General features: G+C 68.4%; 26 protein-coding genes. 18 read left to right on the top strand and 8 right to left on the bottom strand.

The genetic code is table 11. The features are described from left to right. Positions 1-36 precede the first annotated feature (36 nt). Both AACL56_RS11730 and AACL56_RS11725 read left to right on the top strand, forming a co-directional pair. Positions 37-1,329 (top strand): YeaH/YhbH family protein, encoded by a 1,293-nt coding sequence (locus tag AACL56_RS11730; RefSeq protein WP_339090004.1) that lies wholly within the window; start codon positions 37-39, stop codon positions 1,327-1,329. Beyond that, positions 1,326-2,864 (top strand): SpoVR family protein, encoded by a 1,539-nt coding sequence (locus AACL56_RS11725; RefSeq protein WP_339090003.1) that lies wholly within the window; start codon positions 1,326-1,328, stop codon positions 2,862-2,864. Before AACL56_RS11730 ends, AACL56_RS11725 begins: the two co-directional genes overlap by 4 nt. A 452-nt stretch (positions 2,865-3,316) precedes the next feature. Here the strand turns inward: AACL56_RS11725 and aroQ are convergent, their stop codons facing one another. Both aroQ and AACL56_RS11715 read right to left on the bottom strand, forming a co-directional pair. Beyond that, positions 3,317-3,757 carry a type II 3-dehydroquinate dehydratase gene (gene aroQ, locus AACL56_RS11720; protein WP_339090002.1) on the bottom strand — a complete coding sequence of 147 codons (441 nt, stop codon included), beginning with the start codon at positions 3,755-3,757 and terminating at the stop codon, positions 3,317-3,319. A 36-nt stretch (positions 3,758-3,793) separates the two neighbouring features. Next, positions 3,794-4,765 carry a LysR family transcriptional regulator gene (locus tag AACL56_RS11715; RefSeq protein WP_339090001.1) on the bottom strand — a complete coding sequence of 324 codons (972 nt, stop codon included), beginning with the start codon at positions 4,763-4,765 and terminating at the stop codon, positions 3,794-3,796. Between the two features lie 126 nt (positions 4,766-4,891). Between AACL56_RS11715 and AACL56_RS11710 the strand changes: the two genes are divergently transcribed. From AACL56_RS11710 to fghA, 6 genes are all read left to right on the top strand, one after another. Beyond that, positions 4,892-5,575 carry a Rieske (2Fe-2S) protein gene (locus tag AACL56_RS11710; RefSeq protein ID WP_339090000.1) on the top strand — a complete coding sequence of 228 codons (684 nt, stop codon included), beginning with the start codon at positions 4,892-4,894 and terminating at the stop codon, positions 5,573-5,575. Between the two features lie 8 nt (positions 5,576-5,583). Next, entirely contained in the window at positions 5,584-6,426 is an 843-nt protein-coding gene (locus AACL56_RS11705) for an aromatic ring-hydroxylating dioxygenase subunit alpha (RefSeq protein ID WP_339089999.1), read from the top strand. Next, positions 6,423-7,067, top strand: a complete 645-nt coding sequence (locus AACL56_RS11700; RefSeq protein WP_339089998.1) for a glutathione S-transferase family protein — start codon at positions 6,423-6,425, stop codon at positions 7,065-7,067. The genes AACL56_RS11705 and AACL56_RS11700 overlap by 4 nt, the downstream gene beginning before the upstream one ends. A 39-nt stretch (positions 7,068-7,106) precedes the next feature. Then, positions 7,107-8,213 (top strand): S-(hydroxymethyl)glutathione dehydrogenase/class III alcohol dehydrogenase, encoded by a 1,107-nt coding sequence (locus tag AACL56_RS11695; protein WP_339089997.1) that lies wholly within the window; start codon positions 7,107-7,109, stop codon positions 8,211-8,213. A gap of 130 nt (positions 8,214-8,343) precedes the next feature. Beyond that, positions 8,344-9,258, top strand: coding sequence for an alpha/beta hydrolase (locus tag AACL56_RS11690; RefSeq protein ID WP_339092854.1), 915 nt, complete (start codon positions 8,344-8,346; stop codon positions 9,256-9,258). 6 nt (positions 9,259-9,264) lie between these two features. Beyond that, a complete protein-coding gene (gene fghA, locus AACL56_RS11685; RefSeq protein ID WP_339089996.1) occupies positions 9,265-10,143 on the top strand; it encodes an S-formylglutathione hydrolase in 879 nt (292 codons plus the stop codon). A gap of 9 nt (positions 10,144-10,152) precedes the next feature. Here fghA and AACL56_RS11680 read toward each other — a convergent pair whose 3' ends face one another. Then, positions 10,153-11,097, bottom strand: a complete 945-nt coding sequence (locus AACL56_RS11680; RefSeq protein WP_339089995.1) for a LysR family transcriptional regulator — start codon at positions 11,095-11,097, stop codon at positions 10,153-10,155. A gap of 94 nt (positions 11,098-11,191) precedes the next feature. Between AACL56_RS11680 and AACL56_RS11675 the strand changes: the two genes are divergently transcribed. The 5 genes from AACL56_RS11675 (at position 11,192) to AACL56_RS11655 (ending at position 14,119) form a co-directional block, all read left to right on the top strand. Then, complete coding sequence (locus tag AACL56_RS11675; RefSeq protein ID WP_339089994.1) at positions 11,192-12,034, top strand: NAD(P)-dependent oxidoreductase; 843 nt, start codon at positions 11,192-11,194, stop codon at positions 12,032-12,034. A 37-nt stretch (positions 12,035-12,071) separates the two neighbouring features. Beyond that, complete coding sequence (locus tag AACL56_RS11670; protein WP_339089993.1) at positions 12,072-12,566, top strand: GNAT family N-acetyltransferase; 495 nt, start codon at positions 12,072-12,074, stop codon at positions 12,564-12,566. Between the two features lie 32 nt (positions 12,567-12,598). Next, complete coding sequence (locus AACL56_RS11665; protein WP_339089992.1) at positions 12,599-12,988, top strand: VOC family protein; 390 nt, start codon at positions 12,599-12,601, stop codon at positions 12,986-12,988. A gap of 61 nt (positions 12,989-13,049) precedes the next feature. Further along, complete coding sequence (locus AACL56_RS11660) at positions 13,050-13,511, top strand: TfoX/Sxy family protein (RefSeq protein WP_339089991.1); 462 nt, start codon at positions 13,050-13,052, stop codon at positions 13,509-13,511. Then, a complete protein-coding gene (locus AACL56_RS11655; protein WP_339089990.1) occupies positions 13,508-14,119 on the top strand; it encodes a 3'-5' exonuclease in 612 nt (203 codons plus the stop codon). Before AACL56_RS11660 ends, AACL56_RS11655 begins: the two co-directional genes overlap by 4 nt. Positions 14,120-14,128: 9 nt before the next feature. Here the strand turns inward: AACL56_RS11655 and AACL56_RS11650 are convergent, their stop codons facing one another. Together AACL56_RS11650 and AACL56_RS11645 are read right to left on the bottom strand one after the other, a co-directional pair. Further along, positions 14,129-14,857, bottom strand: a complete 729-nt coding sequence (locus tag AACL56_RS11650; RefSeq protein WP_339089989.1) for an alpha/beta fold hydrolase — start codon at positions 14,855-14,857, stop codon at positions 14,129-14,131. Between the two features lie 103 nt (positions 14,858-14,960). Beyond that, positions 14,961-15,920, bottom strand: coding sequence for a helix-turn-helix domain-containing protein (locus AACL56_RS11645; RefSeq protein ID WP_339089988.1), 960 nt, complete (start codon positions 15,918-15,920; stop codon positions 14,961-14,963). 153 nt (positions 15,921-16,073) lie between these two features. On the opposite strand from AACL56_RS11645, the gene gnd reads away from it, so the two are divergent. Together gnd and AACL56_RS11635 are read left to right on the top strand one after the other, a co-directional pair. Beyond that, on the top strand, positions 16,074-17,495 hold the full coding sequence (gene gnd, locus AACL56_RS11640) for a decarboxylating NADP(+)-dependent phosphogluconate dehydrogenase (protein ID WP_339089987.1): 1,422 nt from the start codon (positions 16,074-16,076) through the stop codon (positions 17,493-17,495). 4 nt (positions 17,496-17,499) lie between these two features. Next, positions 17,500-18,054 (top strand): GNAT family N-acetyltransferase, encoded by a 555-nt coding sequence (locus tag AACL56_RS11635; protein ID WP_339089986.1) that lies wholly within the window; start codon positions 17,500-17,502, stop codon positions 18,052-18,054. Positions 18,055-18,077: 23 nt separating this feature from the next. Here AACL56_RS11635 and AACL56_RS11630 read toward each other — a convergent pair whose 3' ends face one another. The 3 genes from AACL56_RS11630 to AACL56_RS11620 all read right to left on the bottom strand — a co-directional run bounded on the left by AACL56_RS11630 (position 18,078) and on the right by AACL56_RS11620 (position 19,866). Further along, complete coding sequence (locus AACL56_RS11630; protein WP_339089985.1) at positions 18,078-18,539, bottom strand: DUF2000 domain-containing protein; 462 nt, start codon at positions 18,537-18,539, stop codon at positions 18,078-18,080. Beyond that, positions 18,536-19,270 carry a TetR/AcrR family transcriptional regulator gene (locus AACL56_RS11625; protein WP_339089984.1) on the bottom strand — a complete coding sequence of 245 codons (735 nt, stop codon included), beginning with the start codon at positions 19,268-19,270 and terminating at the stop codon, positions 18,536-18,538. The genes AACL56_RS11630 and AACL56_RS11625 overlap by 4 nt, the downstream gene beginning before the upstream one ends. A gap of 83 nt (positions 19,271-19,353) precedes the next feature. After that, entirely contained in the window at positions 19,354-19,866 is a 513-nt protein-coding gene (locus tag AACL56_RS11620; protein WP_339089983.1) for a gluconokinase, read from the bottom strand. A gap of 102 nt (positions 19,867-19,968) precedes the next feature. Between AACL56_RS11620 and AACL56_RS11615 the strand changes: the two genes are divergently transcribed. From AACL56_RS11615 to AACL56_RS11605, 3 genes are all read left to right on the top strand, one after another. Then, positions 19,969-23,199: an efflux RND transporter permease subunit gene (locus tag AACL56_RS11615; protein WP_339092853.1), complete on the top strand. Its 3,231-nt coding sequence runs from the start codon at positions 19,969-19,971 to the stop codon at positions 23,197-23,199. Positions 23,200-23,292: 93 nt separating this feature from the next. After that, positions 23,293-24,573: an efflux RND transporter periplasmic adaptor subunit gene (locus AACL56_RS11610; protein WP_339089982.1), complete on the top strand. Its 1,281-nt coding sequence runs from the start codon at positions 23,293-23,295 to the stop codon at positions 24,571-24,573. A 44-nt stretch (positions 24,574-24,617) separates the two neighbouring features. Next, positions 24,618-26,060 (top strand): efflux transporter outer membrane subunit, encoded by a 1,443-nt coding sequence (locus AACL56_RS11605; protein ID WP_339092852.1) that lies wholly within the window; start codon positions 24,618-24,620, stop codon positions 26,058-26,060. Positions 26,061-26,063: the final 3 nt, after the last annotated feature.

The following is a 26,063-nucleotide window of genomic DNA, read 5'->3' as shown; positions in this document are numbered from 1 at the left end:
GCGTCGTGACCCGTCTTTGAATGGAGGTTTGACACCGTGGCCATCCTGCAGCAGATCATCGACCGGCGGCTTTCGGGCAAGAACAAGTCCATTGGCAACCGCGAGCGCTTTTTGCGGCGCTACAAGGGGCAGATCCAGGAGGCGGTGCGGCGCGCGGTGAGCGGACGCAACATCCGCGAACTGGAGCAAGGCGAAGACGTGACCTTGCCGCGCCACGACGTGTCCGAGCCGGTCTTCGGCCACGCCCGCGGCGGCGATCGCGAGTACGTGCACCCCGGCAACCAGGAATACCTGAAGGGCGACCGCATCAAGCGCCCCGAAGGCGGGGGCGGCGGAGGTTCGGGCAGCGGCGAGGCCAGCGACAGCGGCGAAGGCGAGGACGACTTCGTCTTCCGCTTGACGCGCGAGGAGTTCATGCGCGTGTTCTTCGACGACCTCGCGCTGCCGCACCTCATCCGCACGCAGATCGCCGACGTGCCCGAGTGGAAGAGCCACCGGGCTGGCTTCACGAGCGACGGCTCGCCCAACAACCTGCACGTGGTGCGTTCGATGCGCGGTGCGCTGGCACGCCGCATCGCGCTGGGCGGCGATGCCCGCAAGGAACTCAAGCGCCTCGAGGCGCTGCTCGAGACGCTGAAGAAGCATCCGCAGGCCGACCAGCCGCTGGTGCGCAAGGAAATCGTCGAGACCGAGGAGCGCATCGCCGAGCTGCGCCGCACCATGCGGCACGTGCCCTACATCGACCCGATCGACCTGCGCTACCGCAACCGCGTGAAAACGCCGGTGCCCAGCGCCAAGGCCGTCATGTTCTGCCTCATGGACGTTTCGGGCTCGATGGACGAGGCGCGCAAGGACATGGCCAAGCGCTTCTTCATGCTGCTGTACATGTTCCTCACGCGGCACTACGAAACCATCGACCTGGTGTTCCTGCGCCACCACACGCAGGCGCAGGAAGTGAGCGAGGAAGAGTTCTTCCACGCCACCGAGACAGGCGGCACGGTGGTGTCGAGCGCCCTGGTGCTGATGGACGAGATCATCAAGGCGCGCTATCCCAGCGGCGAATGGAACGTGTACGGCGCGCAGGCCAGCGACGGCGACAACTGGCACCAGGACAGCGGCCGCTGCCGCGAGTTGCTGGTCAACGACATCCTGCCGGTGGTGCGCTACTACGCCTATGTGCAGGTCGCCGAGACCGAGCAGAACCTGTGGCAGGAGTACAAGCAGCTCGAAGGCGTGCAGCCCAACTTCGCGATGCGCAAGGTGTCCGACGCACAGGACATCTACCCTGTTTTCCGCGACCTGTTCAAGAAGGAAGGGGTCACGTCATGAGCACCATCCTCACCCCCGAGCGTCCCCGGCTCGAGCGCCTGCCCAGCCCCTCCGACTGGACCTTCGAACTCATCGAGACCTACCACACCGAGATCGAGCGCACCGCCAAGGGCTACGGGCTCGACACCTACCCTAACCAGCTCGAGGTGATCACGGCCGAGCAGATGATGGACGCCTACGCCAGCGTGGGCATGCCCATGATCTACAGGCACTGGTCGTACGGCAAGCAGTTCATCGCCACCGAGAAGAACTACAAGCGCGGCCACATGGGGCTGGCGTACGAGATCGTCATCAACTCCGATCCGTGCATCGCCTACCTGATGGAGGAGAACACCATGGCCATGCAGGCCCTGGTGATCGCGCATGCGGCCTACGGCCACAACAGCTTCTTCAAGGGCAACTACCTGTTCCGCATGTGGACCGATGCGTCGTCGATCATCGACTACCTGGTCTACGCGCGCCACTACATCGCAGAGTGCGAGGAACGCCATGGCCTCGACGCGGTCGAGCAGCTGCTCGATTCCTGCCATGCGCTGATGAACTACGGCGTCGACCGCTACCGCCGCCCGCAGAAGCGCTCGCTGGCGCAGGAGAGCGCGCAGCGCGCCGAGCGCGAGCGCCACATGCAGCAGCAGGTCAACGACCTGTGGCGCACGCTGCCGCGGCGCAGCGAGCAGGTGGCCGAGTCCGACTCGGCGCGCCGCTTCCCGTCGGAACCGCAGGAGAACCTGCTGTACTTCATCGAGAAGAACGCCGCGCTGCTGGAGCCCTGGCAGCGCGAGGTGGTGCGCATCGTGCGCAAGATCGCGCAGTATTTCTATCCGCAGCGCCAGACGCAGGTCATGAACGAAGGATGGGCGACGTTCTGGCACTACACGCTGCTCAACACCATGTACGACCGCGGCCAGCTGGCGGACGGCTTCATGATGGAGTGGCTCAGCTCGCACACCGGCGTGATCTTCCAGCCGCCGGTGGGCCATCGCGCCTACAGCGGCATCAACCCTTATGCGCTGGGCTTTGCGATGTACACCGAGCTGCGCCGCATCTGCGAGAAGCCCACCGCCGAGGACCGCCGCTGGTTCCCCGACTTCGCCGGCACCGACTGGCTCAAGACGCTCGACTACGCGATGCGCAACTTCAAGGACGAGAGCTTCATCGGCCAGTTCCTGAGCCCGAAGACGATGCGCGACTTCCGGCTCTTCGCCATCCGCGATTTCCAGAGCGAGTCGGAGCTCGAGGTGTCGGCGATCCACGACGACAGCGGTTATCACTCGCTGCGCGAGTCGCTGTCGCGCCAGTACGACATCAGCAGCCGCGAGCCCGACATCCAGGTGTGGAACGTGGCCACGCGCGGCGACCGTTCGCTGACGCTGCGCCACACGCAGCGCAACAACCTGCCGCTGCACGACGGCGCCGAGGAAGTGCTCAAGCACGTCGCCCGGCTCTGGGGCTTCGACGTGCACCTGGAAAGCATCGACAGCCAGGGCCGCGTGAGCCGCAGCTGGAAGGCGTCGGCACCGAAGCAGCAGTATTAGGCTCGCCCCCAGGATTCGCGCACTTCGTGTCGCTACTCCTACCCCCTACCGGGGGCAACACCTGCGGCCCGGCGAAGCCGGTTCCGCGGTGTTCCTGGGCTCGCCCCCAGGATGCGCGCACTTCGTGTCGCTTCTCCTTCCCCCTACCGGGGGCAACACCTGCGGCCAGGCGAAGCCGGTTCCGCGGTGTTTCTGGGCTCGCCCCCAGGATGCGCGCACTTCGTGTCGCTTCTCCTTCCCCCTACCGGGGGCAACACCAGAGGCCCGGCAAAGCCGGTTCCTCGGTGTTCCTGAGCTCGCCCCCAGGATGCGCGCACTTCGTGTCGCTACTCCTTCCCCCTACCGGGGGCAACACCTGCGGCCCGGCGAAGCCGGTTCCGCGGTGTTTCTGGCTTTGGCCCCGACACCCGCGGCCCCCTGGGCCGTCGCGTGGTGTTCGCGAAAAATCGCTCTCAGGGGACCAGGGCCGCGATGGCGAGGGTGTAGCCCTTCACGCCGAGCCCCACGATGATGCCCTTCGCCGCGGGCGAGATGTAGGAGTGGTGGCGGAACTCTTCGCGCGCATGCACGTTCGAGATGTGCAGTTCGATCAGCGGCACGCTCGCGCCCTTGATGGCGTCGTGCAGCGCGATGGAAGTGTGCGTGTAGGCGCCGGGGTTCATGACCACGCCGAGCAGGTTGCCCGCGGCCACTTCGCGGCCCGCTTCCTGGATCCAGTCGATCAGCACGCCCTCGTGGTTCGACTGGCGGCATTCGATGTCGACGCCGTGCTTCGCGCCGGTTTCCTTGCACAGGCGTTCGACGTCGGCCAGGGTGTCGCGCCCATACTGTTCGGGCTCGCGCGTGCCGAGCAGGTTGAGGTTGGGGCCGTTGAGGACGAGGATTTTCTTCATGATGGATGAGGGTCGGGTCTGTCTGCCGGACGACGATTATGGTCTTGCAGCCGCCTTGCGGCGCCGGCCGGCCGACGAACCCACGTAGTAGTTGTAAGAGTCGATGTCCACCACGCAGCGCGCCATCAGGTCGACGAAGGCGCGCAGCTTCTGGCCCATGTAGCGCTGGCGCTGGTAGGCGCAATAGATGCGGCGCGGCTCGGGCTGCCATGCGGGCAGCACCGGCACGAGCACGCCCTGCTCCGCTTCGGGGCGCACGAAGAAGGCCGGCAGCAGCGCGATGCCGAGGCCATCGATGCAGAAGGTCTTCATCACCCAGTGGTCGTTGGTCTCGAAGGCGGCCTCAGGCCGGAAGGCGAAGCTCGACGCGCCAGACACCAGCAACACCTGCGCGCGTTCCACGGATGGCTCCTTCATCACGATCGACTGGTGCCGCGCCAGGTCTTCCGGCGTCGACGGCACGCCGTGGCGCGACAGGTACTGCGGGCTCGCGTAGAGGCCGTAGTTCAGCCGCCCCAGCAGCTTGGCCACGAGGTTCGGTGCATCCGGCGGCTCGGAGCACACATAACAGTCGACGTCGCCCACGCGCGGCGCGTGGAAGCCGCTGGCCACGTCGAGCTGGCAGCGCACGTTCGGGTGCGATTCCAGGAAGAGCTTGACCACGTGGCAGACGAAGGAGGTGCTGAACTGCGTGTCCGAAAGCAAGGACAGGCCGCCCGAGACACCCGTCGTCAGCTCGTGGATCTCGGTGCTCGCCGCTTCGAGCCGGCCGGTCACTTCGTCGAGCAGGCCCTCCGCCCGCAGCAGAAAGGCGCGGCCCGCCTCGGTGGGCGTGATGCTTCGCGGGCTGCGCATCAGCAGCTGCGCGCCCAGCAGTTCCTCGAGCCGCGTGAGCTGCCGGCTCAGCGTGGCCTTGGAAGTTCCCGAGAGGCTTTCGGCCCGGGTGAGGCTGCCGCTCCTGGCCACCAGTGCGAACGCCTCGACCAGGGCGAGGTCGATGCGGCTCATGGCGCCCGGCGTTTCATGAATGAAAAGTTGCGTCTCTTCATGTGGCTTTCATCGGTGCGGTGGAAGCGGTACGGTATCACCGGCGCCAGCCCCGCATGGCGCACCCCACGGCCACTCCACGATCCAATGAACGACATACAAGACACTGCCCGATGGCATCCGGTTGCGCGCGCGGCCGACCTGCGCCCCGGCGCCAACATCGTCGCCGGCTTCGCCGAAGGCCAGGAACTCGCGCTCTGGCGCGCCGCCGACGGCACGCCCCAGGCCTGGGAGAACCGCTGCCCGCACCGCAGCGTGCGCTTCACCCTGGGCCAGGTCGTCGGTAACCGGCTGTCCTGCGCGTACCACGGCTGGCAATACGCTGCCGGCAGCGGCCAGTGCACGAGCATTCCGGCGCACCCGGCCATGCAGGCGCCGCGCAATGTCTGCGCGAAGACCTTCGCGGTGGCCGAAGCTGCGGGCATGCTGTGGGTCCATCTGTCGCCCGAGGCCCCGCCGGCGCCGTCCGCACTGGCCGATGCCATCCCCGCCGGATGGCACTTCTGCCGCACGCTGACGGCGCGCGCCTCCGCCGGCGCCGTGCGCGCCGCGATGCAGCGGCGCGGACTCTCCTTCGACGATGCCACCGGCGCCTGGACCGGCCGACTCGGCGGCACGCGGGCAGCCGCCCTCGTCCTCGACGCGCAACCCGCCCTCGCCTTCGTTCACCTGTGGAGCGACGCCGCCCCCGGTTCCGACGCCATGAAGAACCTGCACGCCGCCGCGCGCAGCCTGCGCGGCGACATCGAAGCCTTGCCGACACCGGAATGAAAGACACCATGCCCTTCGCCACCGACGATCCCAACATGCTCGACGACTGGCTCGTGGCCGGCTCTGCCACGCCCGAGCCACGCACCACCCGCCTGCTCGGCGAAACCGTGCGGCTCTGGAGCGACGCGGACGGCACGCCGCAATGCCGCCTGGGCGAGCGGCCCCTGGCCGTGCAATCGCGCTACGGTCATTTCTGGGTCTGCCCCAGCGGCCGTCCTGCGCGGCCGTTGTTCGACTTCCCCGAGTACGGCGAACCGGGCCGCCGCGCCATCGATTGCGGTGGCATCGGCGTCGCGGTGTCGGGCCTGCGCGTGATCGAGAACTTTCTGGACATGGCGCATTTCCCGTTCGTTCACGCCGACTACCTCGGCAAGGTGCCGCACACCGAAGTCGCGCAGTACCAGGTGAACATCGAGCCCGCCACCGGCGAGATCTGGGCCACCGACTGCCGCTTCTGGCAGCCGCGCGCGTCGGCCGCACACGATTCGGGCAGCGAGGTGTTCTACAAGTACCGCGTGATGCAGCCCTTCTCGGCCATGCTCTACAAGTCGAGCTCCCGCGCGGGCGAACTCGACGCGATAGGCATCTTCCTGCAGCCAGTCGACGAGGAACGCGTCATCGCCCACACGCTGCTGGCCTGCTACGACGACGTCTCGACCGACGCCGAACTCATCGCCTTCCAGCAAACCATCTTCGGGCAGGACAAGCCGATCCTCGAGAACCATGCCTTCAAGCGCATGCCGCTCGAGGGCCGCGCCGAGACGCCGACGCGCGGCGACACCTCGTCTGTCACCTACCGGCGCTGGCTGCGCGAACGCGGCATGCGCTTCGGCACGAGGGCCGCCGCATGACGATGAAGCTGTACGACTACCCGCTGTCTGGCAACTGCTTCAAGGTGCGCCAGATGCTGGCATGGCTCGGCGTGGCGTTCGAGACGGTGCCGGTCGATTTCCACCCGGGCCGCGAGCACAAGTCCGCGGCGTTCCTGGCCCACGTGAATCCGCTCGGCCAGTTGCCGGTGATCGACGACGACGGCTTCGTGCTGCGCGACGCGCAAGCCATCCTCGTGTACCTCGCCAGCCGCTACGACACGCAAGGCCGGTGGCATCCCGCCGACCCGAAGCTGCGCGGCCAGGTCGCGATGTGGCTGGCCACCGCCGACGAGATCACCCGCACCGCCTCGGCCGCGCGGCTGCACGACGCGCTGGGCTACGACCACCTCGACATCGAAGCCTGCCGCGCGGGCGCCCGCGCGGTATTCCGGGTGCTCGACGACCACCTCGCGGAACAGGCGGCCAACGGCCTGCGCTGGCTGGCCCCGGCGACCGGGCCGACGATTGCCGACCTCGCCTGCTTCCCCTATGTCGCGCTGGCCGGCGAAGGCGGCATCGCGCTCGACGAATTTCCCGCACTGCGCAACTGGGTCTGGGATTTCCGCCACCTGCACGGGTTCATCGGCATGTCGGGTATCTTCCCTGCTGGCCCTGCCTGAGTATCCTCATCCCTTCCGCTTTCTGAAGAACCCAACACCATGAAAACCAAAGCCGCCGTCGCGTGGAAATCCGGAGCCCCGCTCACCATCGAAACCGTGGACCTCGAAGGCCCGAAGTTCGGCGAAGTTCTGGTCGAGATCAAGGCCACGGGGATCTGCCACACCGACTACTACACGCTCTCGGGCGCCGACCCCGAAGGCATCTTCCCCGCCATCCTCGGCCACGAAGGCGCGGGCATCGTGGTCGATGTCGGCCCCGGCGTGACCACGCTCAAGAAGGGCGACCACGTCATTCCGCTGTACACGCCCGAATGCCGCCAGTGCAAGTTCTGCCTGAGCCGCAAGACCAACCTGTGCCAGCTGATCCGCGGCACGCAGGGCAAGGGCTTGATGCCGGACGCCACCTCGCGCTTCAGCCTCGACGGCAAGCCCATCTTCCACTACATGGGCACGAGCACGTTCAGCAACTACACGGTCGCACCCGAGATCTCGCTGGCCAAGATCCGCGAGGACGCTCCGTTCGACAAGGTCTGCTACATCGGCTGCGGCGTGACCACCGGCATCGGCGCGGTGATCTTCACGGCCAAGGTGGAAGCCGGCGCCAACGTGGTGGTGTTCGGCCTCGGCGGCATCGGCCTGAACGTGATCCAGGGCGCCAAGATGGTGGGCGCCGACAAGATCATCGGCATCGACCTGAACCCCGAGCGCGAAGCCATGGCCCGCAAGTTCGGCATGACTCACTTCATCAATCCCAAGGACACCGAGAACGTGGTCGACGCCATCGTGCAGCTGACCGACGGCGGTGCCGACTACAGCTTCGAGTGCATCGGCAACACGAAGGTGATGCGTCAGGCGCTCGAATGCACGCACAAGGGCTGGGGCCGCAGCATCATCATCGGCGTGGCCGAGGCCGGCGCGGAAATCAGCACGCGCCCGTTCCAGCTGGTCACGGGTCGCAAGTGGGAAGGCTCGGCCTTCGGCGGCGCACGCGGACGCACCGACGTGCCGAAGATCGTCGACTGGTACATGGAAAACAAGATCAACATCGACGACCTCATCACGCACACCATGCCGCTCGAGGACATCAACAAGGGCTTCGACCTCATGAAGCGCGGCGAGTCGATCCGCGGCGTCGTCATCTACTGACCCCCAGGCTTCGCGCACTTCGTGTCGCTTCTCCTTCCCCCTTTCAGGGGGCAACACCTGCGGCCCGGCGAAGCCGGTTCCGCGGTGTTCCTGGACCAATACCGGCTCTCTCCGTGGAGGTGATCTCGTGATCGAAAGAATGGAACCCTTGCGAAGCATCGAGGCCGGCGTGCTCGAGGTCGCCTACTTCGAAGCCGGCCCGGCGGACGGGCCGCCGGTGCTGCTGATGCACGGCTTCCCGTACGACATCCACACGTACGCCGAGGTCGCTCCCATGCTGGCCGACGCGGGCTGCCGCGTGATCGTGCCGTACATGCGCGGCTATGGCGGGACGCGCTTCCTGAGCGAGGCCACGCCGCGCTCGGGCGAACAGGCCGCCTTCGGCGCCGACCTGCTGGCGCTGCTCGACGCGCTGAAGATCGATCGCGCGGTGCTGGCCGGCTACGACTGGGGCGGCCGTGCCGCGTGCGTGGTCGCGGCGCTGTGGCCCGAACGCTGCGCGGGGCTGGTGTCCCTGAACAGCTACAACATCCAGAACATCGCGAAGTCGATGGAGCCGGACACGCCGGACAACGAGCACAGCCTCTGGTACCAGTACTACTTCCACAGCGAGCGCGGCCGCGCTGGTCTCCAGAAGGACCGCAAGGCGCTCACGAAGCTGCTGTGGAAGCTGTGGTCGCCGACCTGGAAATTCGACGATGCCACCTTCGAGCGCAGCGCCGCAGCGTTCGACCACCCCGACTTCGTGGACGTGGTGATCCATTCGTACCGGCACCGCTTCGGCCTCGTGCCGGGCGATCCGGCCTATGCCGACATCGAACGCCGCCTGGCGGCCCAGCCCGTCATCGGCGTGCCCGCCATCACCTTCGACGGCATCGACGACGGTGTTCGCCCGCCCGCCGAGGCGTCGGCCCACGCGCACCGCTTCGGCGGACCGCGCTCCCACCGTCTCGTGCCCGGCACCGGCCACAACATGCCCCAGGAGGCGCCGCGCATCTTTGCCGACGCGGTGCTCGAGCTGGTGCCCGCACTGCGCAAGAACTGACTCCCCATGACCGACAACAGCCCCAAGACCCTCTCCTCGCACCAGGCCTTCGGCGGCGTGCAGAGCTTTCACGAGCATGCGTCGCACGAGATCGGCCTGCCGATGCGTTTCTCGCTCTACCTGCCGCCGCAGGCCGCGCATGAGCGCGTGCCCGCCCTGCTCTACCTCGCAGGCCTGACCTGCAACGAGGAGACCTTCGCGGTGAAGGCCGGCGCACAGCGCATGGCGGCCAGCCTGGGCATCGCGCTGATCGCGCCCGACACCAGCCCGCGCGGCGCAGAGGTCGAAGCCATTCCCGGCGCCAAGGACCACTGGGACTTCGGCATCGGTGCCGGCTTCTACCTCGACGCGCTGGCCGAACCGTGGGCCGGGCGCTGGCGCATGGAGAGCTGGATCGTGCACGAGCTGCTGCCGCTGGTGGCGCAGCGCTTCGCCGTCGACGGCGAGCGCATCGGCATCTTCGGCCATTCGATGGGCGGCCACGGCGCGCTCACTCTCGCGCTGCGGCATCCGGGGCGTTTCAGGTCGCTCTCGGCCTTTGCACCGATCTGCGCACCCACGCAATGCCCGTGGGGCGAGAAGGCGTTCGGCGGCTACCTGGGAGAGCCCGGCGCCGACCGTGCGCAGTGGCTGGCACACGACGCCAGCGCGCTCATGAAGTCGCAGGTGAGCGCGCCCTACCCGCAGGGCATCCTCATCGACCAGGGGCTGGACGACAAATTCCTGGCCGAGCAGCTGCACCCCGAAGCGTTCGAGGCCGCATGCTTCGCGGCCGGCCAGCCGCTCACGCTGCGGCGCCACGCGGGCTACGACCACGGCTACTACTTCATCCAGAGCTTCATGGCCGACCACATCGCGCACCACGCGCAGACGCTGCGCGCCTGAGCGGCGAGCTCAGGGCCCGATGAGCCCGCGCTCGCCGACGGTGTCCGGCATCGCCTCGCGCACCATGTCCAGGAAGCGGCGCAACCGCACCGGATAGAAGCGCGCGGGCGGATAGACCAGGTACATCGGCAGCGGCGAGGCTTGCCAGGTCGGCAGCAGGTGCACGAGGTCGCCGCGTGCGATGTCCTCGCGCAGCACCCACGCCGAAGCCGCGCACACGCCGAGCCCCATCAGGGCAGCGTTGCGAAGCGCATAGAGGCTGTCGGTCGTCATCTGGGGGCGAATGGCGATGCGGCGCTGCTCACCGCTGTGAAGGCAGCGCAGCTCGATCTCCTCGCGGTAGTACATGCTGAGCGCCACCCACGGCAAAGCGCCCAGCGCCTCGACGCTCGCCGGCGGTTCGGCACCGCCGAACACCGACGGTGCCGCGGCCACGATGCGCGGAACGTCGGCCAGCTTGATCGCGATGACCGAAGGGTCGGTCACCTCGCCGACCTGGATCGCGCAGTCGATGTTCTCGGTGATGAAGTCGGGCGTGCCGTCGCGCAGCATCCATTCGACGCGCACGCGCGGATGGCGCCGCAGGAAGGCCGCGAGCGGGCCCAGCAGCTGGTGCTGGCCGAAGGCGTGCGGCGCCACCACGCGCAACGTGCCTTCGGGGTCGTCGTGCGAACCCCGCAGGTCGGACTGCAGGGCGTCCCAGTGGGTCACCATGTCCTTCGCCCGCTCGTAGCAGCGCTCGCCGTCCTCGGTGAGGTTCATCGCGTGGGTGGAACGCTGAAGCAGCTTCGCGCCGAGCGAGCGCTCGAGCGCCTGGAGCCGCCGGCTCACCGTGGGCTGCGTCGCGCCGATCTGCTGCGCCGCCGCCGACAGGCTGCCCGCCTCGACGATGCGAACGAAGGTCTGCAGCAGCTCGATGCGGTCTGCGGCTGCGGTGGCCGGGGTCTTTTGCATGCGGCGAGCGTATAGCGTTTTTGCATTCGCACGCACTACCCGCGCAGCGTGCGCGACGGCAGACTGCCCGGCTTTCATCTCGGAGATCGAATCAATGGACACAGCATTCATCGGCATCGGCAGCATGGGCGCGGCGATGGTGCCGAACCTCGTCGCGGCGGGCCACGACGTGGGGGTGTGGAACCGCAATCCTGAACCCGCCAGGGCGTTGCAGGGCGTCACGGTGCTCGGGTCGCCGGCCGAGGCCTTCCAGCGGGATGTCGTGCTCACCATGCTGGCCGACGACGCAGCGGTGCGCAGCGTGGTCGTCGACTCGGGCGCGCTGCGCTCGGCGAGGCCCGGCTGCGTGCACGTGATGATGGCAACGATCTCGCCCGCGCTGGCCGCGGAGCTGGTCGCGCTGCACGCCGAGGCGGGCGTGGCCTACGTCGCCGCACCGGTGTTCGGCATACCGGCTGTTGCCGCCGCGGCGAAGCTCAACATCGTCGCCGCCGGACCCGCGCAGGCCCTGGCCACCGTGCGCCCGCTGTTCGACGCCATGGGCCAGCGCGTCTGGCCGCTCGGCGACGATCCGCTGCGCGCCAACGTGGCCAAGATCGCGGGCAACATGATGATCTCGCTGGCCATCGAGGCCATGTCCGAGGCCGTGGCGCTGGGTGAGTCCTACGGGCTGGCGGGGGCCGACTTTCTCGACATCGTGACCACCACGCTGTTCGCGAGCCCGAGCTACCAGCGCTACGGCAAGCGCATCGCCACCGGCGCCTACGAGGCGGGCTTCAAGCTCACCCTGGGGCTCAAGGACGTGGACCTTGCGCTCGACGCGGCGGCGGCAAGGCAGGTCGCGCTACCCGCCGCGCGCATCGTGCAGCAGCGCATGCACGCCGCCATCGACCGCGGAATGGGCGGCAAGGACTGGTCGGCATTCGGGCAAGCCTGACCTGCACGGGGCCTTCGCGAGCCGTATCATGGTTCGCATGTCCGCCGCCCAGATTCCTGCCTTCCAGTTGCGGTCGCGCGATGGCTCCGCCGAGGAGAGCATGGTGCTGGCCGGCATCTGGCGCCGCGCCTGGATCTCGGCCAACCGCGGCGCCGCCTTCGTCGAGCCCGTGGACCACTGGCTGCATCGCGTGCACACCGAATTCGGCCCGCCTGCCGACGTGGTCCTGGCGGAGCGCGACGGTCAGGTGCTGGCCTTCATGGTGCTGCTGGCACGGCGCGAGTACGTGGCGCAGCTGTTCGTGGAACCGCACCTGCGCAACCAGGGACTGGGCAAGGCGCTGCTCGACGAGGCCTGCGTGCGCATGCCCTCCGGCTGGCGCCTGCACGTGGCCACCACCAACACGAGCGCGCAGCGCTTCTACGAACGCTATGGCCTCGAGCGCGGTTCGGTCGACCGGCATCCCACCAGCGGCCGCGAACGCATCGCCTACCATTGGTCGCCCTCGCGCCCGCCGTGGCGCCTGGGCTGAGCCGCTTCCTCGCGCACCCTTTCTCATCTGCCATGCGCATCGACCACATCGCACTCTGGACCACCGACCTCGAACGCTGCAAGCGCTTCTACGTCGACTACTTCGGCGCCACCGCAGGCGCGGGCTATGCCAACCCGGCCAAGGGGTTCGCCTCTTGCTTCCTGAGCCTGGGCGACGGCGCGCGCATCGAGGCCATGACCACGAGCACGCTGCAGCCCGTCACGGCGGAGGCCGGCGCGCAACGCATGGGCTGGACGCACCTCGCGATCAGCGTGGGCTCCGACGAAGCCGTGGACACCCTCACGCAGCGCCTGAAGGCCGACGGCTATCCCCTGCTCGACGGCCCGCGCCGCACAGGCGACGGCTACTACGAGAGCGTGGTGCTCGACCCGGACGGCAACCGCATCGAGATCACCGCATGAGCGCAGCGCAGGGCCGCCCCGAGCAAGCTCGCACCGCAGTGCGAAGCACGGAGGTTGTTGGATGAGCGCGTTCGTCGACAGCCTCCACGAGACCTTCGAGCGGCTGGGCCGCATCGAGGCCCGCCGCATGTTCGGCGGTTACGGCATCTATCACGAGGGCCGCATGTTCGCGCTGGTCACCGGCGACACGCTGTATCTGAAGTCCGACGCCGAAAGCGCGCCGCATTTCGACCGGCTGAACCTGCCGCCCTTCACGTACATGCGCCGCCAGGGCAAGTCGATGCCGATGTCGTACCGGCAGGCACCGGCCGACCTGTTCGAGGACCGCGAGGAAGCCGCGCGCTGGGGCCGGCTGGCCTACGAGTCGGCACTGCGCTCGGGCCAGCCGCCCAAACCCAGGAAACCGCCCGCTGCCAGGAAGGCGGCGGCCAAGAAGGCGCCCGCCAAAAAAGCGCCCCCAAAGAAAACCGCCGTGAAGAAAACCACAGTGAAGAAAAAGACGACGAAAGCAGCCTCCCGGTGAGCGAGCAAATCCGCGCGCTCCCGCCCTTGCCCGAGCGCGAGCAGATCGCGCTGCTCGAACCCTTCGAAGGCCTGGGCCTGAAGGACATCGTGGTCGTGGCCACATTGCAGGATGCCGAGCGCGCCGCCGCCACGCTGCTGGCGGCCGGCATCGCAGGCTTCGACACCGAGTCCAAGCCCACCTTCGCGAAGAACGAAGTCTCGGGCGGTCCGCACGTGGTTCAGTTCTCCACGCGAGATACGGCCTGGCTGTTCCAGCTTCACCGCACCGAATGCAACCCGGTGGTGGCGGCGCTGATCGCCTCCACCGAATTGCGCAAGGTCGGCTTCGGCCTGTCGGGCGACCTCACGCTGATCCGCAACCGCCTGAACATCGAGCCGGGCGCGGTGTTCGACATCGACAACGAATTCCGCCACCGCGGCTACCGCAAGTCGGTGGGCGTGAAGGCCGCGGTGGCGCTGGTGTTCAACCGCCGCTTCATCAAGTCGCGCAAGGCGACCACCTCGAACTGGGCCAACAGGCAACTTACCGAGGCGCAGGTCCGCTACGCAGCGAACGATGCCTACGCGTCGATCCGCGTGTACGACGCGCTCTTCGGCCGCAACTGAACGCGCCGCTCAGTCGCGCCCGGCCTCCACGATCGCCTGCGCCAGGCGCTGCGGGTTCGAGAAGAACATCTCGTGGCTGCCCGGGCACTCGACCAGCCGGAACAGCCCCAGCCGCTCCGACAGCCGCGGATGCCACGGCAGGCCGTGCGGCAACGCGGTGTCCTGCAGGCAGTTGACGTACGACTTGCCGAGCGCCAGCGCCGCGAGCGGCTGGCTCAGCCTGATCTTGTCGGTGAAGGTGCGGTACGGGTGCGGATTCAGCTTGTCGTAGGCCGCCTGCGCGGTCGCCAGGTCGGCGTCGTTGATGAAGGCCTCGCGCCAGATCTCGAAGGGCAGCGTCACCGCGTTGGCATTGGCCGCGGCCACGGCGTCGAACATCGTCACGTAATGCGGCGGCACCATGTCGTTGAGCGACTCGCCATCCAGCGGCACGAAGGCGTTGATGTACACCAGCCGCTTCAGCCGCTGCGCGATGCGGTCGGCCGCGCCCGAGATCACCATGCCGCCGTAGCTGTGGCCCACGAGGCGCACCTGCGTGAGGTTCCGGTCCTCGATGAAGCGTACGGCCGAAGCGATGGCATCTTCGAGCGTGGTGGTCGCGCGGTCGTCGGCGGGGTTGTTGCCCGCGAGCGTCGGGCAGTGCACGGTGTGGCCGGCCGCGCGCACGCCGTCGGCGACGGCTTCGATCTCGGCGCCGGTGTGCCAGGCGCCATGGACGATGACATAGGTGTCGGACATGGGAGTCTCCTAGGTTGTGACGGAGGAAGACTGTAGGAACGGCAGCGCGCCGCAAATGGCCGAAGCGCGCCAGCCCGATGGCCGGTTCGCGCCAGGCCGGGGCTCAGCGCCCGGCCCGCAGCGCGCCCGGTGTCGCTCCCAGGTGCCGGCGGCACAGGCGCACGAAATGCGAGGCGTCCGCCAGCCCGACGCGGAAGCCGATCTCCGCGATGCCCAGGCGGTCGAAGCGCGCGTCGCCCAGCATGCGGCGCGCCACCTGCATGCGGAAGCCGGTCAGCGCGGTCGCGAAGGTGGTGCCGCCTTCGCAGAGGCAGCGGTGCAGGCTGCGCTCCGAGATGCCCAGCCCGCGCGCCACCGCCAAGGCGGTCAGGCCCGGTTCCGCCAGGCGCTCGCGGGTCGCATCGAACACGCGGCGGCGCAGCGCGGCGCGGCCGTCGCCCGATGCCTCGGCCGGAGCGCCCTGCCCCAGCGCCAATGCCAGCAGGCCGCCCAGCTGGTCGGCCAGCAACCCTGCCGGCACTGGGGGCCGGGCGGCCATCTGGGGCGACAGCTGGCGGATGAAGCCGCTCAGCACGCTTCCCCAGCCGGCCTGGCCGTCGATGCGGCACGCGACGCGGTCGCCGGCATCGGGCAGCCAGGCGTCGACCCAGGCGGTCGGCAGTTCCAGCGACAGCGTGTCGGCCGACTGCAGCAGATGGAATTCATACAGGCGGCGCGAATCGACCAGCACCGCGTCGCCGGGCAGCAGACGCGCGGAACGGCCGTCCTGCACGGTGACCCAGGCCGAGTCGGTCTTGCACAGCAGGTAGTAGTAGTTGTGCCGGCTCTGCGCGATGGCGCGGCGCGTGCGGTACACGGCCTGCGCGCTGCCGCGGACCTGGTTGACCACGATGGGGCCGAGCGGCGCCGACTCGAGGCTGGCGCCGAAACCGGCGCCGGCGCGGCTGGTGATGTCCATCTCGAGGAACCCTTCGCAGACCGCGCCTACCCAGTAATCCATGCGCTGCGCGGGCGGCACGGCGTCGGTGGACCAGCGGTGGATGGACGGGGGCGCGTCGCTCATGCGCGCCAACATACCCAAGCCTCACCTGCTTGCCAAGCGGGAATAGACCGTATCCCACGGCGCGCACTGCCCGACACCGGCAAAATGTGCCGCGAACCAACCCGTGCGCGGGGCAGTCCGGCGCACGCACATGAAAGAAGGGCAAGACGGGTCATGAGCAACAAAAGCGATTTCGGATTGATCGGCCTGGCCGTGATGGGCCAGAACCTCGTGCTGAACGTGGAGAGCCGCGGCTTCCAGGTGAGCGTGTACAACCGCACCGAAGCCACCACCGAAGCCTTCATTGCCGAGAACCCCGGCAAGAAACTGGTCGGTGCCAAGACGCTCGAGGAGTTCGTCCAGAGCCTGGCCAAGCCGCGCAAGATCCAGATCATGGTGAAGGCCGGCGCGCCGGTCGACCAGGTGATCGAGCAGCTCATTCCGCTGCTAGAGAAGGACGACATCGTCATCGACGGCGGCAACAGCCTCTACACCGACACCGAGCGCCGCGACGCCTACCTCTCGAGCAAGGGCCTGCGCTTCATCGGCGCGGGCGTGTCGGGCGGCGAGGAAGGCGCGCGCAAGGGCCCGTCGATCATGCCGGGCGGCCCGCTGTCGACCTGGGAGGTGATGAAGCCGATCTTCGAGAGCATCGCGGCCAAGGTGGACGGCGATCCTTGCGTCATCCACATCGGCCCGGGCGGCGCCGGCCACTACGTGAAGATGGTGCACAACGGCATCGAGTACGGCGACATGCAGCTCATCTGCGAGGCCTACAGCCTGTTCAAGGCAGCCGGCTTCACCACCGACGAGATGGCCGCGATCTTCAACGAGTGGAACGACGGCGAACTGCAGAGCTACCTCATTCAGATCACCGCGAAGGCGCTCGAGCAGAAGGACCCGGAAACCGGCAAGCCGATCGTCGACGTGATCCTCGACAAGGCCGGCCAGAAGGGCACGGGCCAGTGGACGCTGATCAACGCGGCCGAGAACGCGGTGGTCATCAGCACCATCAACGCGGCCGTCGAGGCGCGCGTGCTGTCCTCGCAGAAGAAGGCGCGCGTGGGTGCCAGCAAGCTGCTGCAGGGGCCGAAGATCGAGCTGTCGCTCGAGAAGAAGGCGCTGGTGGCCAAGGTGCACGACGCGCTGTATGCCTCCAAGGTCATCAGCTACACGCAGGGCTTCGACCTCATCAAGACGATGGGCGACAAGAAGGAATGGAAGCTCGACCTGGGCGGCATCGCGTCGATCTGGCGCGGCGGCTGCATCATTCGCGCGCGCTTCCTCAACCGCATCACCGACGCGTTCCGCACCGACCCGGCGCTGGGCAACCTGATGCTCGACCCCTTCTTCAAGGACCTGCTGAACCGCACGCAGCAGAACTGGCGCGAAGTGGTGGCGCTGGCGGTGAGCAACGGCATCCCGGTGCCGGCGTTCAGCGCCTCGCTGGCCTACTACGACAGCTACCGCACCGAGCGCCTGCCGGCCAACCTGCTGCAGGCGCAGCGCGACTTCTTCGGCGCGCACACCTACGAGCGCACCGACAAGCCGGAAGGCCAGTTCTTCCACACAGACTGGCCCGAAGTGATCGGCTGATGCCATGCCAGCCCTCGACTACCCCAGCCATCTGGTCGAGGACTGGCAACTGCGCGACGGCACACCGGTGCGCATCCGCCCGATTCTCGCCGACGATCTCGAGATGCACACGGCCTTCGTCGCGGGCCTGTCGAGCGAAACGGCCTATCACCGGCTGCTGTCACCGCGCAAGCCGCAGCCCGACGAACTCTGGCGCTGGACGCACATCGACTACGACCACGAACTGGCGCTGATCGCGACGACCGAAGTCGACGGCATGGAACAGCAGATGGGCGTGGTGCGCTATGTGCGCGGCGATACGCCCGAGACAGTGCACATCGCAGAGTTCGCCGTGGTCATCGCGGACGCATGGCAGCGCCATGGGCTGGCGGCCAGACTGATGCGAAAGCTGATCGACGCCGCCGCGCAGGCGGGCGTAAAGCAGCTGGCGGACATCACGCTCTACGACAACATCGCCATGCTGGCGCTCGCGCGCAAGCTGGGGTTCAGGCTCCGGCGCGACGCAGGCAACCCGAACGTCACGCGGCTGCGGTTGACGCTGGACCCGGCCCCGGACTGAAGCCGTCCGCCCGCAGGCTCAGCTCAGCCCAGCAGGCCCAGCTTCGACACGACCTTGCCCAGCGGCTTGCGTTCGCCGATGAGCGCCACCGCCACATAGCGCAGGTCGGTCGCGGGCACGGCGGCGACGGCCTGGCCGAAGGCCGCGTAGTTGGTGGTCTGCTGGCCCTGCACCGGGAAATCGACCACATCGCATTCGGTGGTGGCCATGGCCTTGTGCCGCACGGCCGCCAGTTCGTCCTGGCTGGCGCCGAGCACCGCGATCCCGATCGGGATCAGCCCCGGATGCACGCCGCCCGAGGCATCGACCAGCGGTGCGCCGACCAGCCCCGGATGCCGCTGGCCCACGGTGAGCGCGACAACGGCCGCGGCGTTGGCCGCCAGCCCCGCGGGCAGCGCGTTGTCGACGACGATGACGCAGCGCTCCGGCAGCGCGGGCACGGATGCCGGGGAGGAAAAGCCGGAAGGAGTGAAGGATTCGTTCATGAGGATGCGGTGTTCGGCTGGAGTGTTGGAACCGGCGCGTCGAGCCGCCGCAGCGCATCGCCGACCTCGGCGCGGAACTGCGACAGCGCGTCCAGCGAGGCATCGGCGGGCATGAAGGCGCTCCACAGCATGTCGGTGAGCTGGGCGGCGGTCTGCTCGATATCGGGCTTCCTGCCGGAGACGACGTAGTCCCACAGCACGTGCTCCATGGCGCCGTAGACCATGTCGCGCAGAAGCCGCAGGGGCACGCCCTCGCGCAGTTCGCCGGCCTCCCGCGCGGCGCCGAGCGCGTGCATCAGCGGCGCGGTGTACCTGCGCTTGAGGTCGGCGATGACGTTGCCGAAGGCGGCATCCGCGGTGCGCCCTTCGCTCAGGACCAGCGCGCAGAGGCCGGCGCCCTCGCCCATCAGGTTCACGAGATGCTTGCGGACCACGAAGGCCAGCTTGGGCCGCAGGCCGTTGATCGGCGGCAGCTCGCGCTCGAGTTCGCCGGAGATCTGGTCGTACCAGCGGCGGATGACTTCCAGGCACAGCTCGCGCTTGCTGCCGAAGTAGGTGAAGACGGTGGCCTCGGAAACGCCGAGGCGCTGCGCGATCTCCAGCGTGGTGGTGCGCTCGAAGCCCTTTTCGGCGAAGAGCTCTCTGGCTATCGCGAGCAGGCTTTCGATGCGGCGGCCGGATTTTTCGCCGCGCGGGGTGCGGCGCGCAGGAAGCGTGTCGGTATCGGACATGGACGAATTTTTCTTGAGCCTTGCTCAATCATAGATCGACCTTTTCGAATTCTCCTAACTAAAAATAATTGAGCCTTGCTAGATTATTCGGAACCGGCGTTCAGCCAGGCCGTGGTCTCCGCCACCGTCCGCGCCAGCGGAGCGGTCGCGTCCACCGCCAGCACGAGCGGCTCGCCCACGGGCGACTCCAGGGTGGCGAACTGGTTGGCCACGAGGCTGGCCGGGAACATGTGCTCTCCGGCGCCGGCACGCGCGGCCACCCTGCGTTCGGATTCGGCCCGCTCGATGGCCATGAAGACGAAGCGCAATCCGGGCACGGCCGCGCGCAGCTGGTCGCGGTAGATGCGCTTGAGTGCCGAGCAGGTCAGCACGGCGCCCTGCGGCGCATCGGCCAGCGCTTGGCCCAGCGTGGCCAGCCAGCCGGCGCGGTCGGCGTCGGTGAGCGCGATGCCCTGGCTCATCTTCTCGACGTTCGCCTTCGGGTGGTGGTCGTCGCCTTCTATCAGCGGAAGGCCGAGGGCCGTGGCCAGCGCCGCTCCCAGGCTCGATTTGCCGCAACCGGACACCCCCATCACTACCAGCCAGACGCTGCTCATATTCACCCTTTTGGTAAAGCGCCACACCTGTTTCACAGTGTCAGCAAACTTAAATCTACTTCCTTATGATGCGAAACCTTTTTCCGTCGGAAGCAGAGAGTCCTGTCCATGGTCCAGCTTGCGTTGCGTCGCCCCTACACCTTCATCGTCATGGCGATGCTGATCGTGCTGGCCACGCCTTTTGTACTGGCGCGCATGGCGACCGACATCTTCCCGGAAATCAACATCCCGGTGGTCAGCGTCATCTGGAACTACACCGGCCTGCCGGCCCAGGAGATGGGCCAGCGCATCTCGGGCCAGGTGGAGCGCGGACTGACCACCACGGTGAGCGACATCGAGCACATCGAGTCGCAGTCGCTGGCGGGCGTGTCGATCATCAAGGTGTTCTTCCAGCCGACCGCCAACATCGAGATGGCGATCTCGCAGGTGGTGGCCTCGATGCAGGCGCAGGTGCGGCAGCTGCCGCCGGGCATCACGCCGCCGCTGGTCATCAAGTATTCGGCGTCCAGCGTGCCGGTGATCCAGCTGGCGCTGTCGAGCCCCACGCGCTCTGAAAACTCGCTGTTCGACGCCACCGTCAACCAGCTGCGCCCGCAGCTCATCACAGTGCCGGGCGCGGCGATTCCGTTTCCCTACGGCGGCAAGAACCGGCTGATCTCGGTCGACCTCGACACCCAGGCGCTGCAGGCGCGCGGCCTCTCGCCGGCCGATGTGGTGAACGCGGTGAACACGCAGAACCTGATCCTTCCCTCGGGCACGGCCAAGTTCGGCGCCACCGAGTACAACGTGCGCATGAACGGCTCGCCCGACGCCATCTCGGGCCTGAACGACCTGCCGATCCGCACGGTGAACGGCGCCACCACCTACCTGCGCGACGTGGCCTACGTGCGCGACGGCTTCTCGCCGCAGACCAACGTGGTGCGCCAGGACGGCGTGCGGGGGGTGCTGCTGTCGGTGCTGAAGAACGGCGGCGCGTCCACGCTGGACATCGTCTCCAACATCCGCGCCATGCTGCCCATCGCCGCGCAGACGATGCCCGAGGACATCAAGATCACGCCGCTGTTCGACCAGTCGGTGTTCGTGAAGGCGGCGGTGAAGGGCGTGGTGTTCGAAGCCATCCTGGCCGCCGCGCTCACCGCCGCCATGGTGCTGCTGTTCCTGGGCAACTGGCGCAGCACGCTCATCATCGCGCTGACGATCCCGCTGTCGATCCTGGCGTCGATCCTGGTGCTGTATTCGCTGGGCGAAACCCTCAACCTCATGACGCTGGGCGGACTGGCGCTGTCGGTCGGCATCCTGGTGGACCAGGCGATCGTGACCATCGAGAACATCGAGCGCCACCTGCACCTGGGCACGCCGCTGAAGGAAGCCATCGAGGTCGGCGCGGGCGAGATCGGCTCGGCCGCCTTCGTCTCGACGCTGTGCATCTGCATCGTGTTCGTGCCGATGTTCTTCCTCTCGGGCGTGGCGCGCTTCCTGTTCGTGCCGCTGGCCGAGGCGGTGGTGTTCGCGATGCTGGCCTCCTACCTGCTGTCGCGCACGCTGGTTCCCACGCTGGTGATGCTGCTGATGGGCGGCTCGCACGGCCAGCACGCGCCCGCCGAAGGCGCGAAGCAGAGCGCGCTGCAGCGCGTGTACCGCGCCTTCGACCGCCGCTTCGAGCGGGTGCGCCGCGCCTACACGCTGGTGCTGTCGGCGGTGCTGTCCAAGCGGGCCGGCTTCATCGGCCTGTTCCTGGGCTTCTGCCTGCTCTCGTGCCTGCTGCACCCCGCGCTGGGGCGCGACTTCTTCCCCACCGTGGATGCCGGCCAGATCCGCCTGCACCTGCGCGCGCCCACCGGCACCCGCATCGAGGAAACCGCCCGCCTCACCGACCGGGTGGAAGCGGCCATCCGCGAGCTGGTGCCGCCCGACCAGCTCGAGACCATCCTCGACAACCTCGGCGTGCCCAACAGCGGCATCAACCTCTCCTACAGCAACGCCGGCACCATCGGCACCTTCGACGGCGAACTGCTGCTGTCGCTGAAGGAAGGGCACAAGCCGACCGAGCATTTCGTGTCGATCCTGCGTGCGGAGCTGCCCAGGCGCTTTCCGGGCACCGAGTTCTTCTTCCAGCCGGCGGACATCGTCACGCAGATCCTGAACTTCGGCCTGCCCGCGGCCATCGACGTGCAGTTCAGCGGCAACGACCTGGCCGGCAACGCCGCCCGCGCGGCCGAGCTGACCAAGGCGATCCGGCAGATCCCGGGTGCGGTCGACGCTCACGTGCACCAGCGCCTCGACGGCCCCGCGCTCAGCCTTCAGATGGACCGCACGCGGCTGCAGCAGTACGGGCTCACCGCCTCCAACGTGGGGCAGAACGTGCTCATCGCGCTGTCGGGCAGCTCGCAGACAGCGCCGGCCTTCTGGCTCAACCCGGTCAACGGCGTGGTCTACAGCATCGCGGTGCAGTCGCCGCAGTACGTGGTCGATTCGCTCGACTCGCTGCTGAACATCCCGGTCGGCGCGGGCGCCGCGGCGGGCACCACGGGCTCGCAGCAGCTTCTGGGCAACCTCGTCGATGCACAGGCGGCGCGCCAGCCGGCCGTGATGTCGCGCTACAACATCGCCCCCGTCATCGACGTCTACGTGAGCGTGCAGGGCACCGACCTGGCCAGCGTGGCCTCGAAGGTGCAGAAGCTGGTCGACGAGATGCGGCCCAATCTCTCCCGTGGCAGCCGGGTCGAGATCCGCGGGCAGGTGCAGACCATGCAGTCGTCGTTCATCGGCCTGGGCGTGGGCCTGGCGATGGCCATCGTGCTGGTGTACCTGCTGATCGTGGTCACGTTCCAGTCGTGGCTCGACGCCGCGATCATCATCACCGCGCTGCCGGCCGCGCTGGCGGGCATCGCATGGATGCTGTTCATCACCGGCACCACGCTGAGCGTGCCGGCGCTCACGGGCGCGATCATGACCATGGGGGTGGCCACCGCCAACTCCATTCTTCTGGTGTCTTTCGCACGCGAGCGGCTGCAGGCGGGCATTCCGCCGCTGTCGGCCGCGCTGGAAGCCGGCGCCACCCGCATCCGTCCGGTGCTGATGACGGCGCTGGCCATGATCATCGGCATGATCCCCATGGCGCTGGGCCTGGGCGAAGGCGCCGAGCAGAACGCACCGCTGGGCCGCGCGGTGATCGGTGGCCTGGTCTTTGCCACGGTGTCGACATTGTTTTTCGTTCCCGCGGTCTTCGCGGGGGTGCACAGTCGGCTTGCGCATCGCCGGGCGGCGCGCGAAGCCGGGCAGCAGCAACACGCGCAACAGCCGCCCACCGGCGCGGCGCCCCAGGAGAATTGAAGTCTTGACTCCCACGCTCATTCACTTCGTGCATTCGCTGCCGGCCGCCGCGGCCGCAGCTCGCATCGGGAACGGCCCCGTGCCGAGCCGGCCATGACGGAGCAACGCCATTCCGCACTGGGCATCCACCCGATCGCGGCCGAAGAGGGAGACGGCGAACTGCTGCGCCGCCGCCAGATCGTGCGGCGCACGCGCTGGCTGGTGCTGATCGTTCTGGCGGTGCTGGCGCTGGGCGCCGCGCGCACCGTGTTCGTGCGCATGGCCAACGCCCGTGCGCTCGAGGCGGGCACCAGCGAGCGCGCAAAGCAGTACGTGCAGACCGCCCTGCCCCGCACGCCCACGGCCGGCCAGACGCTGTCGCTGCCGGGCACGCTGCAGGGCTTCGTGCAATCGCCCATCTCGGCGCGCGCCAGCGGCTACCTCAAGCGCTGGACCAAGGACATCGGCAGCCGCGTCGAGAAGGGCGAGCTGCTTGCAGAGATCGAGACGCCGGAGATCGACCAGCAACTGTCGCAGGCCGTGGCCGCGCGCGCGCAGGCGGCATCGGGCCTGGCGCTGGCGCAGAGCACCGCCGAGCGCTGGGAGGCGCTGCGCAAGAAAGACGTGGTTTCGCAGCAGGACCTCGACGAGCGCCGCAGCGCGGTGGCGCAAGCCACCTCCAACGTGGCCGCCGCCGACGCCAACGTGCAGCGGCTCAAACAGACCGAGGGCTTCAAGCGCGTGGTGGCGCCGTTCGCGGGCGTGATCACGCGGCGCAACGTCGACACCGGCGACCTGATCGATGCCGGCGCGGGCGGCGGCGCCGGGCGGGCGCTCTTCATGCTGGCGCAGACCGATCCGCTGCGCGTGTACATCAACGTGCCGCAGGCCTATGCCCAGCTCGTGAAGACCGGCCAGCCGGTGGTGGTGACGCAGGCCGAGTTGCGCGGCCAGACCTTCAAGGGCGAAGTGGCGCGCACCTCGGGCGCCATCGACACGACCACGCGGATGATGCAGGTGGAAGTGTCGTTGCCCAACAAGGACGGCGCTTTGCTGCCTGGCGCCTATGTGCAGGTGTCGCTGCCGCTGGCGGCCAGCCGCACGCTCACCGTGCCGTCGAATGCGCTGCTGTTCCGCGCCGAGGGCACGCGCATCGCGGTGGTCGGCGCGCAAGGCCGCATCAACCTGCGGCCCGTGACGCTGGGACGCAACTACGGTGAGAACGTCGAGGTGATCGACGGGCTCGAAGGCACCGACCGCATGGTGCTCAACCCCTCCGACTCGCTGGCGGAAGGCGACGTGGTGGCGGTTGCGCCCGAGGCGCCGCCGGCCGCCGGCAATGCCGGCCCGGGTGCGCCCGCCGCGCCGGCTGCCGCCAAGAAGGAACCCGCGTGAAGCTGCGACCGCCGGTTGCCGCCGCGGCCGCCGCCGTGCTCGCGATGGTCGCGCTCGTCTCAGGCTGCGCCGTCGGCCCCGATTACAAGGCGCCCGACGCGCCGCTGCCCGTGAGCTGGAAGCTCGAGGAGCCGTGGCGTGTGAGCGCGCCGAGCGACAGCATCGACAAGGGCCCGTGGTGGAAGCGCTTCGACGACGCCACGCTCGACACCCTGCAGGCGCAGGCGCTGGCTGGCAGCCCGACACTGGCGATCGCCAATGCGCGACTCGCGCAGGCCCGGGCCACGCTGTCGGCCAGCACCGCCGCCCAGTACCCACAGCTGGGCCTGGGCACGCGCGCCTCGCGCCTGAAGATCTCGGCCAACCGCCCTCTCACCAACTATGCGAGCGCCAACGCGTCGACCGTGCAGAACGACTTCGCGCTGTCGCTCAACGCCAGCTACGAGCTCGACCTGGCCGGCCGCGTGCAGCGCAGCGTCGAGGGCGCGTCGGCCTCGGCCGAGCAATCGGCCGCCGACCTCGCCAACACGCGCCTGCTGCTGAGCGCGGACGTGGCCAACAATTACTTCAACCTGCGCTCGACCGACATCGAGCTCGACGTGCTCTCGCGCTCGATCGGCCTGCAGCGACGCGCGCTCGAGCTGGTCACGGCGCGCCACGACCTGGGCGCGGTGTCGGGTCTCGACGTGGCGCAGCAGCAGGCGCTGCTCGAGACCACGCTGACCCAGGTCGACGTGCTGAAGAAGCAGCGCGCGCAATACGAGCATGCGCTGGCCACCCTCACCGGCACGCCCGCTCCGAACTTCACGCTGCCGGTGGACCTGCGCGAGATCCGGCCGCCGGCGGTGCCGCTGGGCGTGCCCTCGGAGATCCTGCAGCGCCGCCCGGACGTGGCCTCCGCCGAGCGCGCCATGGCCGCGGCCAATGCGCAGATCGGCGTGGCCACCGCGGCCTTCTACCCGAGCTTCGTCATCTCGCCGACCGTGGGAGTCGACAGCCGCATGATCGAGACGTTGTTCAACGGCCCCAGCCTGCTGTGGTCGGTGGGCGTCTCGGCCACGCAGGTGCTGTTCGACGGCGGGCGCATCCGCGCCAACGTCGATTTCGCCAAGGCCGGCTACGACGCCACGGTGGGCAGCTACCGCCGCACCGTGCTCACCGCCGTCCAGGAGGTCGAGGACGGCATCACCGGCCTGTCGGCGCTCGACAGCGCGACCACGCAGGCGCAGTCGGCCGTGGCGGCCGCGCGCCGCGTGCTCGACATGGCGACCAGCCGCTACGAAGGTGGCGCCTCGACCTACCTCGACGTCATCACCGCGCAGCAGTCGCTGCTCACGGTCGAGCGGCAAGCGGCGCAGCTGCAGGGTCAGCGACTCCTGACCGCGGTGTTTCTCGTGAAGGCGCTGGGCGGCGACTGGTGCGGCGCCGACGATGCCACGGCCGGTTGCAGGCCGCAGGCGGTGGTCGGGCAGGCGCAAGGCAGTTAGGAA

Source organism: Variovorax paradoxus, assembly GCF_902712855.1.
Classification (GTDB): domain Bacteria; phylum Pseudomonadota; class Gammaproteobacteria; order Burkholderiales; family Burkholderiaceae_C; genus Variovorax; species Variovorax paradoxus_Q.
Note: the sequence above shows the minus strand (reverse complement) of the source record. Positions and strands in the feature narration are given on the sequence as shown.